Below are 12,589 nucleotides of genomic sequence, written 5' to 3' on the forward strand. Positions count from 1 at the left end.
TTCCGCTGCAAAGTCCGGCAAGGAGCGAGGGAGTGACATGCAGCAGCAGGACCGGGTAGCCGGAGCAGATTTCTTGCGTGCAACCGCTTGCCTGCTTGTCCTCATCCACCACCTTGTTCTGCGCATCGACCTTAACAAGACCGAAGGGTTTCAGCCGGCGCTAACCGCCCTGCGCTTCGGCAATTTCGGCGTCGCGATCTTCTTTATCCTCAGCGGCTTTCTGCTGGCCTTGCCGTTCTGGCATTCCCTTGATGCCGGTTATGCAATGCCTGACCTGCGCACCTATGTGCTGCGTCGAGCGGCCCGCATCGTGCCCGGCTATTGGGTAGCTTTGACCGCAGGTTTTATCCTCAGCATCACGTTGCTCGGGCATGCGCTGACGCCGGAACTCGTCATGCGTTATGTGAGCGGTCTCCTGTTCATGAGCCAGTGGCACTGGCGCACCTTCTTTCCTGTCGAAGGCAACGGCCCGCTCTGGTCCATATCCTTCGAAGTAACGAGCTATGTGCTGCTGCCGCTTGGTTTCCTTTGGCTTTTCGCTATCCCGGAAAAACGCCGCACTCCGCTGATCACGCGCCTTGCCTGGCTCGCCATCATTGCTGTGGCGCTGCTTGCCCACGAGACTTTCCGCACGCTTGTTCCTCCCAATGAGATTGATCGTGGCTGGCAATATGGCATGCAGGGCGGCGCAAAGGAGTGGATGCCGAACTACAATCCCTTCGGTTTCTTCGCGATTTTTGCGCTCGGTGCACTCGCGGCGGGCCTTCACACGATACTGCCGCCAAAGCGTCAGATCCTGTTCGACATCATTGCCTTCGCCTGCCTGGTCATCGCCGGCCTCCAGCTGCCGCTTTCGGCGGGAGGGCCGTGGGAAGCCTATGGATGGCTCGGCATCCCTTACGTCTTTCCGCTGTTTCCACTCATGACCGCGATTGCGCTGGTTGCCCTCTCGCGCTCCACCCTGCTTGCGGCGTTGCTCGACAACGCCTTCGTGCGCTTCACGGCAACCGTCTCTTTCGGCATCTACATCTGGCAGGACATCGTACTGACCACGATGCAGACGATCTCGCCGGCCATATTCGGGATCGGTAAGGACAACCCCCTGCGCGATTGGCTTATTGGCTCTGCCCTTGCGACGACGATTGTCTTTCTTCTCGCAAGCCTCAGTTATTTCGCTCTCGAGCGGCAGGCAATACGACGCGCCGCACGCATAACGCGCAAGAATTAAGCCTTTACGCAATATAGTTAATTCCTAACCAGCCAAAAATATCAGGGACATATTTCGAAATACTCCCAAATTTGGCTCAATTAGGGTAAGGAAAACATTAAAGAAGCGGGTGACAAACCGACCCGGTCCATGTATTTGTGCCAGCGCGACGCACTATTCCAGTATTTCCACGGACGTTGCTTAATGAACGTGTTTACTTCAAATAAGCTTCAAGACACGGCTTTCTCAGTAAAGACAGTGAAGATGAAGGCTCCCGACGCAGCGAATTCCAATATTCGCCAGCCGGAAAGCTTTGCCTCATTGGATGGCGGAGGCTGGCTTCAGCTTGGCTTGAAGAGAGCTTTCGACATTTTTGGAGCGGCGAGCGCACTGATCATCCTGTTCCCCGTCCTTCTGACTATCGCCCTCCTCATCGTGATCGACGATGGCGGCCCGGTGTTTTTCCGACAGATTCGCTGGGGGCGTAAGGGTAGCAAGATCACTGTCTACAAGTTCCGCTCCATGCGGGCGGATCTCTGCGATCCCACCGGCGTCGAACAAACCGTCAAGGGTGATCGGCGCGTGACGCGGATCGGCGCCTTCTTGCGCAAAACCAATATCGATGAACTGCCCCAGCTTCTCAACGTCATTAAGGGCGATATGTCGCTCGTCGGTCCCCGTTGCCACGCCATCAACATGCGCGCGGCCGGCATGCTCTACGAGGAACTGGTGCCTGAATATCATTACCGCCATCTGATGCGGCCAGGTATTACCGGCCTTGCCCAGACGCGCGGCTGGCGCGGTCCGACGGAACGCCCGACGGAGGCACGCGCCCGCATCGCCAGCGATATCTATTATATCAGGAATTTCAGCCTCTGGCTGGATATGAAGATCCTGCTTGGCACGCTGCTCTCCGAGCTGCGCGGCGGCACCGGTTTCTGAGATACCGAGTTTCCACAGACCAGATCGATCAGGCGGGCGGCGAAACACCGCCTTTTTGCTTTTGCAGCACGCCTCAGCATAAATGCATCGTGTTTCCGGATAAAAAAAGCGGCCTTCAAGGCCGCTTTCTTGTTCAATCCAGAATGTCTACCTGAACCGATCAGTCCTGACCGACCATGCCCTGCAGACGGGTCATTTCCATGATGAAATGCTCAAGCTTGGACTTGTGCTCATGATGCACGACATCCTCAAGTTCCTGCTTCGCAGCTTCGATGCGGCGGGTCAGTTCGTCCTTGTTGAGTTCCTCCACCGGAAGGGCAGATTCAGCAAGAAGCGTGCATCCCGTCGGCAGGATGTCGGCAAAACCGCCGAACACAACGTAATCCTGCTTCGAGCCTGAAGAAGAACGAACACTCACGATGCCCGGCTTGATGGTCGTCATCGTCGGGGCATGGTGGGCCATGACCGTCATCTCGCCTTCAGTGGCGGGAATGACGACCTCGGTCACCATCTCCGACAGCAGCAGGCGCTCCGGCGAAACGAGCTCAAAGTTGAAATTGTCAGCCATCAGTGACTTACCTTCTCGGCTATGGCCTTTGCATCTTGCAATTTGGTCCCGCAGAACGGGCAGTGCATCATCGCATGATCGAGATAACCGAGACCTTCCTCGGTCTGAGCCAGTCCGACAACCATCATCATCACGCCATTATCGGCCCGGTAGATGGTCGGCGCGGCCGGTTCAGGAAGCTCTGCCACGACACTTTTGAGCGTGTCGCAGCAGAATATCTCGTCCTGAGCGTCGCTCATCAAGCGGCAGCGAGCTTCTTGGCCTTCTCGATGGCTTCTTCGATCGAGCCAACCATGTAGAAAGCAGCTTCGGGCAGATGGTCGTAATCGCCGTTGACGAGGCCCCTGAAGCCCTTGATCGTGTCTTCGAGAGCAACCAGCTTACCCGGCGAACCGGTGAAGACTTCGGCAACGAAGAACGGCTGCGACAGGAAGCGTTCGATCTTGCGGGCGCGGGCAACAGCGATCTTGTCCTCTTCGGACAGTTCGTCCATGCCCAGGATGGCGATGATGTCCTGCAGGGCCTTGTAGCGCTGCAGGGTCGACTGAACCTTACGGGCAATTTCATAATGTTCGTCGCCGACGACCAGCGGATCGAGCATGCGCGAGGTGGAGTCGAGCGGATCGACGGCCGGATAGATACCCTTTTCAGCGATCGAGCGCGACAGAACTGTGGTTGCGTCCAAGTGGGCGAACGAGGTTGCCGGCGCCGGGTCGGTCAAGTCGTCGGCCGGAACGTAAATGGCCTGAACCGAGGTGATCGAGCCCGTCGTCGTCGTGGTGATGCGTTCCTGCATCTGCCCCATGTCGGTTGCGAGCGTCGGCTGATAGCCCACAGCAGAAGGGATACGGCCGAGCAGAGCCGACACTTCCGAGCCAGCCTGCGTGAAGCGGAAGATGTTGTCGACGAAGAACAGAACGTCCTGACCCTGGTCGCGGAAGTGTTCAGCAACCGTCAGACCGGTCAGAGCGACGCGAGCGCGGGCGCCCGGCGGTTCGTTCATCTGGCCGTAAACGAGCGCAGCCTTCGACCCTTCGCCGCCGCCATGCTTGTTGACGCCCGATTCGATCATTTCGTGGTAGAGGTCGTTGCCTTCGCGGGTACGTTCACCCACGCCAGCGAAGACCGAGTAACCACCGTGCGCCTTGGCGACGTTGTTGATCAGTTCCATGATGAGAACGGTCTTGCCGACGCCTGCGCCGCCGAACAGGCCGATCTTGCCGCCTTTTGCATAGGGAGCAAGAAGATCGACCACCTTGATGCCGGTGACGAGGATCTGCGCTTCCGTGGACTGCTCGACATAAGCCGGGGCGTCCTGGTGGATGGCGCGCTTGTGAGCGGTGTTCAGCGGACCAGCTTCGTCGACCGGCTCGCCGATGACGTTCATGATACGGCCGAGCGTTTCGTTGCCAACCGGAACCGAGATCGGAGCGCCGGTATCGGTAACCTGCTGGCCGCGAACGAGACCTTCGGACGAGTCCATCGCAATGGTACGAACTTCGTTTTCGCCGAGGTGCTGAGCAACTTCGAGAACCAGACGGTTACCGTTATTGTCGGTTTCCAACGCGTTCAGGATCTTCGGCAGTTCGCCTTCGAAAGCAACGTCGACGACGGCGCCGATAACCTGTGTGACTCTGCCGACAGAGCCGGTCTTGGGGGTAGCTGCCTCAGCCATTTTCTGACCCTCTTTTCCTAACCTCAGAGCGCTTCCGCGCCCGAAATGATTTCAATCAGTTCCTTGGTGATCTGAGCCTGACGCTGACGGTTGTAGCTCAACGTCAGCTTGTTGATCATCTCACCAGCATTGCGCGTCGCATTGTCCATCGCGCTCATCTTGGCGCCCATTTCACCCGCGACGTTCTCGAGGAGAGCGCGGAAGATTTGGACCGAGATGTTGCGCGGGATCAGCTCGTCGAGGATCGACGCCGGATCCGGCTCGTATTCATAAACGGCACCAGCATGCTCTTCATCTACGGCAACGGCTTCCGGAGCCTTGGCCGGGATGAGCTGCTGTGCGGTCGGAACCTGGCTGATGACCGACTTGAACTCGGAGTAGAACAGCGTGCAGACGTCAAACTCGCCGGCTTCGAACATCTCGATGATGCGCTTGCCGATCTGGTCGGCATTCTCGAAACCGATCTTCTTGACTTCGCGCAGTTCCTTGCGCTCGACGATCAACGACGCGAATTCGCGACGCAGGATGTCATAGCCCTTCTTGCCGACGGTGAGAATCTTCACCGTCTTGCCTTCGGCGACCAGCTTGCGAACGTGATCGCGAGCAAAGCGCGCAATCTGCGAATTGAAGCCGCCGCACAGGCCGCGTTCGGCCGTGCAGACGACGAGCAGATGCACCTGGTCCTTGCCGGTGCCGGTCATCAGAACCGGGGCACCGTCCGCATCGGTAACGGCCTTGGCAATATTCGCCAGGACCGCATTCATACGCTGCGAGTAAGGCCGGGCGGCCTCGGCCGCCTCCTGCGCACGCCGAAGCTTCGCCGCGGCGACCATTTTCATCGCCTTGGTGATCTTCTGCGTCGCCTTGACGGAGGCGATCCGGTTTTTCAGATCCTTAAGTGAAGGCATCCGTTATCCGTCCTAACCTAGGGCCCGTTACTGGAAAGACTTGGCGAAACTGTCGAGAGCAGCAGTGAGCTTGCCCTTCGTCGCGTCGCTGATAGCCTTTTCCGTGCGGATCGCATCGAGGATGGCAGAGCCTTCCGAACGCAGATAGGACAACAGGCCCTGCTCGAACTTGCCGACCTGAGCGACCGGCAGCTTGTCGAGGTAACCGTTGACGCCCGCGAAGATCACGGCGACCTGCTCTTCCGTCTTCAGCGGCGAGAACTGCGGCTGCTTCAGGAGTTCGGTCAGGCGTGCGCCGCGGTTCAGCAGACGCTGCGTAGCAGCGTCAAGGTCCGAACCGAACTGGGCGAAGGCAGCCATTTCACGGTACTGCGCGAGTTCACCCTTGATCGAGCCGGCAACCTGCTTCATGGCCTTGATCTGAGCCGAGGAACCGACGCGGGAAACCGACAGACCGACGTTAACGGCCGGGCGGATACCCTGATAGAACAGGTCGGTTTCAAGGAAGATCTGGCCGTCGGTGATCGAGATCACATTGGTCGGAATGAAGGCCGAAACGTCGTTACCCTGCGTTTCGATGACAGGAAGAGCGGTCAGCGAGCCGGCGCCCTGATCGTCGTTCATCTTCGCAGCGCGCTCGAGCAGACGCGAGTGCAGGTAGAAAACGTCGCCTGGATAGGCTTCGCGGCCCGGCGGGCGGCGCAGCAGCAGCGACATCTGGCGGTAGGAAACAGCCTGCTTGGACAGGTCGTCGTAACCGATCAGCGCGTGCATGCCGTTGTCGCGGAAATATTCGCCCATGGCGCAGCCGGCAAACGGTGCCAGATACTGCATCGGAGCCGGATCGGAAGCCGTGGCGGCAACGATGATCGAATACTTCAGCGCGCCGCGCTCTTCGAGCACCTTGACGAACTGCGCGACGGTCGAACGCTTCTGACCGATGGCGACGTAAACGCAGTAAAGCTTCTCACCTTCCGGACCGCTCTCGTGAATGGCCTTCTGGTTGAGGAAGGCATCGAGCAGGATCGCGGTCTTGCCGGTCTGGCGGTCGCCGATGACGAGTTCGCGCTGGCCGCGGCCAACCGGGATGAGAGCGTCGATGGCCTTGAGGCCGGTCGACATCGGCTCATGAACCGACTTGCGCGGAATGATGCCCGGAGCCTTGATGTCGACGCGCGAACGGCGGGTCGCATTGATCGGGCCCTTGCCGTCGATCGGGTTGCCGAGAGCGTCGACGACACGGCCGAGCAGTTCCGGACCGACCGGAACGTCAACGATCGCGCCAGTGCGCTTGACGGTGTCGCCTTCCTTGATGTCGCGGTCGGCGCCGAAAATAACGACACCGACATTGTCGGATTCAAGGTTGAGCGCCATGCCGCGGATGCCGCCGGGGAACTCGACCATTTCACCAGCCTGAACATTGTCCAGGCCGTAAACGCGAGCGATGCCGTCACCAACGGAGAGAACCTGACCGACTTCCGAGACTTCTGCCTCTTTGCCGAAGTTCTTGATCTGGTCTTTAAGAATTGCGGAAATTTCCGCAGCGCGGATATCCATCAGCCGACCTCTTTCAATGCAAGCTTAAGGGTAGAGAGTTTGGTACGAAGAGACGTGTCAATCTGACGGGACCCGACCTTGACGATCAGACCACCAAGAATTGACGGATCAACCGTGACAGCAATCGCCACGTCTTTGCCGGTGACGCCCTTGAGCGCCGCCTTCAATTCATTTTCCTGCTCTGCCGAGAGAGCATGGGCCGAAGTGACTTCGGCAGAAATTTCGCCACGCTGGTTGGCAGCAATGATGCGGAAGGCCTTGATCATGCCCGGCAGGGCAAACAGGCGGCGGTTACGCGCCACGACCTTCAGGAAATTGGCAAAGAAACCCGAGATGCCAGCTTTTTCGCTAAGAGCGACGATCGCCTTGAGCTGATCTTCTGCGGAAAAGACCGGGCTCAGGACAAAGCGCTTCAGGTCTTCGCTTTCGTCCAGCATGGCCTGGAAACGGTCAAGATCGGCGGTAACGCTGTCGACTGCGCGTTCTTCGAGCGCCAGCTCGAAAAGCGACGAGGCATAGCGCTCGGCAACACCAGAAGTAAGCTGGGACGTGTCTGCCACGGGCACAAATTTCCCTGATTTCAATTCAAAATCCGACTTCCGACGGGCGCCGAGTCTATGATCTTGAATTCGTTTTGATTTCCCCCAGAAATCGCAAGAGAAGCCTCTTGCTTCTTCCGAAATTCGGGGTCCGTCTAACATAGGATATCGGGACTCGCAACACGCGTAACGCCCGAATACGTGTTTCGCATGATTTTCTGTCAGCAAAATTACTGAAACGTCCTGAAGTGGCCCGCGAAACGCTATAATTTCGGCTTCGGATCAGCCCTGCAGGAAGCCGAATACGTGTAGCAGCGGCAATGCGGCCATGGCCGCCTGCGCAACCAGAAGTAAATAGTTGAGGAGCGTGCTCCCCTTATCTGACAGGATGGAAATGATGCGCGCGAAAGCCGCCATCGCGAAGGCTGCTCCGAGCGCCAGATAGGTCCAGTCCTGCGCCAGCATGATCGCGGCAACGCCGAGGCCGAGATAGAGGCCGCCCATCGATCGCATTTCGCCGAAGCCCTCGCGCCGTTCGCCGCGCGGTGCGAGCCCGAAAGCCCGCATGGCAAGACCGGGCGCGAACATGATGACGAAGCCGGCAAGGGCGGTGAAGGCCGCTGCACCAAAGGCAAGCTGTTCGCTAAATTCCGTCGGGAAGTAGAATTCCATGCCGCGCCCCAAATCGCCAGTTGATTCGGCGTTTATGCCATGATCGGCGGCATCCGGAAACGCTGAGACTGCAACGATCTACAGGAAGCTCTGCGGATCGATGTCAAGCTGCACCTGAATCGAACCTCTCTCCTTCGGTGATTGCGACAGCATTGCCCGTAGATAGGCCTGCATGTCCGAGTTCCGGCGCCCATGGACCAGCAGCCGGAAACGATGGCGTCCGCGCACCAGCGCCAACGGCGCCTCTGCTGGGCCGAGAACGGAAATGCCCGCAACCTGCGGTGCGGCATTGCGCATGCCGCGCGCATGGTTTTCCGCATCGTGCCGCGTATCGGCTGAAACGATGATGGAGGCGAGCCTGCCGAAGGGCGGAAGGATTGCGCGCTCGCGCTCGCTGATCTCGCGTTCGTAAAAGGCTCGCGCGTCGCCGGAGACGATTGCCTGCATGACCGGATGTTGCGGCTGATAGGTCTGAAGCAGCCCATGGCTCTTGAGGCCGGTTCGCCCGGCGCGTCCGGTGACCTGCGAAAGAAGCTGGAAAGTCCGCTCCGCAGCACGCGGATCGCCGTTGGCAAGGCCAAGATCCGAATCGACGATGCCAACCAGTGTCATCAGCGGAAAGTTATGGCCCTTTGCAACAAGCTGCGTGCCGATGACGATATCCGCCTCGCCCTTGGCGATGGCGTCGAGTTCCAGCCTCAGCCGTTTCACCCCGCCCATGATGTCGGACGAGAGCACGATGGTGCGCGCATCCGGAAAATGTCGTTCTACTTCTTCGGCGATACGCTCCACGCCCGGACCGCAGGCGACGAGATGGTCGAGCGTTCCGCATTCCGGGCAGGCTTCGGGTGTCGGTTCGGAATAACCGCACTGATGGCATTGAAGCTGCCGACGGAATCGGTGCTCCACCAGCCAGCTCGAACATTGCGGGCACTGGAAACGATGGCCGCAGACACGGCAGAGCGTCAGCGGCGCATAACCGCGGCGATTGAGAAAGAGCAGCGCCTGCTCGCCCTTCTCCACCGTCTTGCCGATCGCCCGGATCAGAACCGGCGACAGGAATCCGCCGCGCTCCGGCGCATGGCGTCTCATGTCGACAAGATGCAGGTCGGGCAGTGCGGCATCGCCGAAACGCGTCGGCAGATGGATCGTGCTGTAGCGTCCGCTCTGGCCGTTGACCTGGCTTTCAACCGAGGGCGTCGCCGAAACGAGTACCAGTGGAAAATCGCCGATCCGCGCCCGCACGACCGCCATGTCTCGCGCATTGTAATAGACGCGGTCTTCCTGCTTGTAGGCAGGATCGTGCTCTTCATCGACGATGATGAGGCCGAGATCCTCGAAAGGCAGAAACAGCGCCGAGCGCGCACCGGCCACGACCCGCACCTCGCCTGTCACCGCCTGCCGCCAGACCTTTTCACGCATACGCGGTGCAAGATCGGAATGCCACTCGGCCGGTTTCGCACCGAACCGATCCTGGAAACGTTCGAGAAAGCTGGCAGTAAGCGCGATTTCCGGCAGCAGGATCAGCACCTGTTTGCCCCGCCTCAGCGTCTCCGCAATCGCTTCGAAATAGACTTCCGTCTTTCCGGAACCCGTTACGCCATCGATCAGCGATACCGCAAATTCCCCCTTGCGCACTTCGTCCAGGATTTCGTTGGCCGCCTCCTTCTGCGGCCCCTCGAGGCGGGAGCCGATAAAATCCGGATCGGGTGTGGCAACGACAGGTGGCGGCGGCAGGAAGATGGTCTCGAAAATGCCCTGCGCAATCAGTCCATCGACGACGCTGGTGGATACACCGGCAGCATGCGCAAGGCCGATGCGTGTCCAGGATAGCCCGTCCGCAGCGGTATCGAGCACGCGGGCGCGCGCTGGCGTCATCCGCTCCGGCTCGCCGCCGACGAAGCGCAATCCTTCCACCATCGGCTCCGGCTCGAAGGCATTCGGCGCCCTCAGCGCCATGCGCGCCACAAGTCCCGGCGGCGAAAGCGTATAGGCGGCCACCCAGTCGATGAAATCCCGCATCTCCTTGTTGAGTGGCGGGCAATCGAAGACATGGGTGATGGGTCGGAGCTTCTTCGGATCGACGCCGTCTTCACCGCCATCCCAGACGACGCCGATCACCTGACGCGGCCCAAGCGGCACCTGCACGACCGAGCCAGGCTCGACCGCCATGCCATCGGGCACCGAGTAGGAATAGGGCTTTGGCGCCGGCATCGGCACCAGTACCGGAACCGTGCGGTTCACGGGCGGGGCCTCGAAAAGCGTGCCAAAGAGATCGGACGAATCTGTGCTCATCGCGGCAGACCATGCCCGCAACGGCCGAAAAATGGAACCCGCCGACGATGAGGCTTATTCGTCATCATCGTCGTCACCGGCGATCGCTCCCGTCAGCCGCATGCCTTCGATCCAAGTGGCGCCATTCTCACGGATAACCTTTCGCGGGCGAACGCCGCAGCGTTCGCGCACCGCCTCGGCCAATTGCACCGAGTGGGTGACAATCCAGACCTGAGTGCTTTTCGACGCTTCGGCGATCATATCGGCAAGCGGCACGAGCATATCGGGATGCAGGCTCGCCTCCGGCTCATTCAGCGCGATGAGCGCCGGCAGACGATAAGAGAGCAATGCGGCCGCAAGACCAAGGAAGCGAATCTGGCCATCGGACAGCTCGCGCGGATGGAAGACGCGGTGCGGAAAATCCGGAAGCATCAACCCGAACTCGGCCGTCTCGCCCGGTTCCGACACGACAAGCCTCGCCCCACCGAGCGCAGATGCCAGGATACGGTCAAGCTCGACCGTATCCTGCCGGATATGTGCAAGCGTTGCAAAGACGGCGGCGAGATTGGATCCGTCCTCATCCAGAATCGGGCTGGTGACCGGGAGACAGGGGTGGCGAAGCGGAGACGCCCTGTCGGTACGAAAACCGTGGAAGAAGCGCCAGTTGTTGACAATGCGGCGGAAGGCAGCAACCTCGGGGAAATGGCCGGCATCCCCAAGGAGCGCGATCGCGGTTTCAGAGGTCAGGGCTTCGTCCGGATAATCCTGCATCCGTCCTGCAGCGTCGCGGACGGAGATGCCAGGACCGGCACGTCTCATCATCGTCACTGCGCGTCGACCGGTTTCGACGGACAGTTCTTCGGCTTTGATCTGCGGCTCCAGCGCGAATCCGGCCGCCGCCGGCGGACGCAGCCCTGCCTCGACATGATATCGGAATGTGACGGCGCGCTCCTCGTCGACGATCTCGACCTCGAGACGGATTCGAGCAGGCCCATCGGACGTGCGGCGTGATCCTGACCAGAGGGCCGATAACATCCCGCCCTCTGCCGCTAGTTCGTAGCCCAACCGCCCGCGAACCGCCGCCTGCACAAGCTGCAGCGCACGATAGAGATTGGACTTGCCGGCGCCGTTTTCGCCGAGGAACAGCGTGGTGTCCGCCAGATCCATGCGGATCGAGCGCAGCGACCGGTAATTTTTGGCAAACATGGAGCGAAGACGCATGTCTTCGCTTTAGCGCAAAGCAACGCTAAAAAGAATGGGCGGCAACGGGCTCCCGCAACGGCTGCGCGGAGACGGGCACGAACTGCGCATTCCCATCAGCCGCCATATCGTGGACCGTTAGCTTTTCCAGCGCCTTCGTCACCTCGGTCAGGTCGCCGTCAAGCTGTTCGGCAGGAATGAGATTGCCGATGACGAAATCGAAGCGATCGCCCTTCTTGTTCAGAAGCTCGTGGAAGACGGTCATATCGCGCAACTCGGTCGACCATTTGGCAAACCAGTAGAACAGACCGGAATTGCGCGCCGTCACATGAACGGGAAGAATCGGCAGGCCGTATTTGCGGGCGAGACCGACAGCAGAGGTTTTCCACGGCCGCTCGTTCAGCCTTCCATTCGCCCAGTAGGCGATGCGGCCGGAAGGAAACAGCACCGTCGCCTTGCCCTCCTTCACGGCATGGTTGGTCAGCTGCAGCGTCTCGCGCGTCTTGAGCTTGCTCTTGAATTCCTCGCGCCACTCGACCGGAATGATTATTTCCGCAAAGCGCGGATTGACGCGCACCGCATCACGATTGGCAAAGAACATCATATCCGGCCGACGCGTCTTCAGGAGATCAAAGACAGCCACGCCATCGGCAATACCGGTCGGATGGTTGCTGACGAGGATGAAACCGCCGGACGCCGGAATGCGCTCGCCATTGGTGACGTTGATGTCGAGCTTCAGCAGGTTGCTCATATATTCGAACGACTGAAAGCCCGGCATATTGGCAACGTCGCTGGCGAATTCGATCGCCCTGTTATAGCGCAGCAGAGTGTAGAGAAACGGCCGGAGGACCGGCCAGAGCGGATGCCGGACGATCTTCTGTCCACGCTCGGCAATCAGCGTATCGACGATATGGCCGGGTTTTCCGTGTGAGACCAGGGCGATCGCTTCCGCAAGCTGTCCGAAAGCCGTCATGGAGTCGCGCCGTGCCATAAAAATTCCTGTCTTATAGGAGCTGTAAGCTATCTCAGCGAATTATGATCGATACA

General features: G+C 59.6%; 12 protein-coding genes. 2 read left to right on the plus strand and 10 right to left on the minus strand.

Annotated features, from left to right (window positions below; all coding sequences use genetic code 11):
• Positions 1-37: 37 nt before the first annotated feature.
• Both FHT93_RS22300 and FHT93_RS22305 read left to right on the plus strand, forming a co-directional pair.
• Positions 38-1,228 (plus strand): acyltransferase, encoded by a 1,191-nt coding sequence (locus tag FHT93_RS22300; protein ID WP_112545589.1) that lies wholly within the window; start codon positions 38-40, stop codon positions 1,226-1,228.
• Between the two features lie 243 nt (positions 1,229-1,471).
• The gene (locus FHT93_RS22305) at positions 1,472-2,149 is read left to right on the plus strand and encodes a sugar transferase (RefSeq protein ID WP_246781704.1); all 678 of its coding nucleotides are present in this window, start codon (positions 1,472-1,474) and stop codon (positions 2,147-2,149) included.
• Between the two features lie 160 nt (positions 2,150-2,309).
• On the opposite strand, the gene FHT93_RS22310 is transcribed toward FHT93_RS22305, so the two are convergent.
• The 10 genes from FHT93_RS22310 to FHT93_RS22355 form a co-directional block, all read right to left on the minus strand.
• Positions 2,310-2,717, minus strand: coding sequence for a F0F1 ATP synthase subunit epsilon (locus tag FHT93_RS22310; protein ID WP_112545591.1), 408 nt, complete (start codon positions 2,715-2,717; stop codon positions 2,310-2,312).
• Entirely contained in the window at positions 2,717-2,956 is a 240-nt protein-coding gene (locus FHT93_RS22315) for a hypothetical protein (protein WP_112545592.1), read from the minus strand. The genes FHT93_RS22310 and FHT93_RS22315 overlap by 1 nt, the downstream gene beginning before the upstream one ends.
• Positions 2,956-4,392: a F0F1 ATP synthase subunit beta gene (gene atpD / locus FHT93_RS22320; protein ID WP_112545593.1), complete on the minus strand. Its 1,437-nt coding sequence runs from the start codon at positions 4,390-4,392 to the stop codon at positions 2,956-2,958. Before atpD ends, FHT93_RS22315 begins: the two co-directional genes overlap by 1 nt.
• A 23-nt stretch (positions 4,393-4,415) precedes the next feature.
• Positions 4,416-5,300: a F0F1 ATP synthase subunit gamma gene (locus FHT93_RS22325; RefSeq protein ID WP_112545594.1), complete on the minus strand. Its 885-nt coding sequence runs from the start codon at positions 5,298-5,300 to the stop codon at positions 4,416-4,418.
• Between the two features lie 27 nt (positions 5,301-5,327).
• The gene (gene atpA / locus FHT93_RS22330) at positions 5,328-6,857 is read right to left on the minus strand and encodes a F0F1 ATP synthase subunit alpha (protein ID WP_112545595.1); all 1,530 of its coding nucleotides are present in this window, start codon (positions 6,855-6,857) and stop codon (positions 5,328-5,330) included.
• Complete coding sequence (locus tag FHT93_RS22335) at positions 6,857-7,423, minus strand: F0F1 ATP synthase subunit delta (RefSeq protein ID WP_112970838.1); 567 nt, start codon at positions 7,421-7,423, stop codon at positions 6,857-6,859. Before FHT93_RS22335 ends, atpA begins: the two co-directional genes overlap by 1 nt.
• Positions 7,424-7,678: 255 nt before the next feature.
• On the minus strand, positions 7,679-8,068 hold the full coding sequence (locus FHT93_RS22340) for a DUF4345 domain-containing protein (protein ID WP_183849521.1): 390 nt from the start codon (positions 8,066-8,068) through the stop codon (positions 7,679-7,681).
• Positions 8,069-8,146: 78 nt separating this feature from the next.
• Positions 8,147-10,363 carry a primosomal protein N' gene (locus FHT93_RS22345; protein WP_183849523.1) on the minus strand — a complete coding sequence of 739 codons (2,217 nt, stop codon included), beginning with the start codon at positions 10,361-10,363 and terminating at the stop codon, positions 8,147-8,149.
• A 54-nt stretch (positions 10,364-10,417) separates the two neighbouring features.
• Positions 10,418-11,563 (minus strand): AAA family ATPase, encoded by a 1,146-nt coding sequence (locus tag FHT93_RS22350; protein WP_112970835.1) that lies wholly within the window; start codon positions 11,561-11,563, stop codon positions 10,418-10,420.
• Between the two features lie 25 nt (positions 11,564-11,588).
• Positions 11,589-12,533, minus strand: a complete 945-nt coding sequence (locus tag FHT93_RS22355) for a GNAT family N-acetyltransferase (RefSeq protein WP_113013279.1) — start codon at positions 12,531-12,533, stop codon at positions 11,589-11,591.
• Between the last annotated feature and the right edge of the window lie 56 nt (positions 12,534-12,589).

It is taken from the genome of Rhizobium sp. BK379 (assembly GCF_014193955.1).
Taxonomy (GTDB): Bacteria; Pseudomonadota; Alphaproteobacteria; order Rhizobiales; family Rhizobiaceae; genus Rhizobium.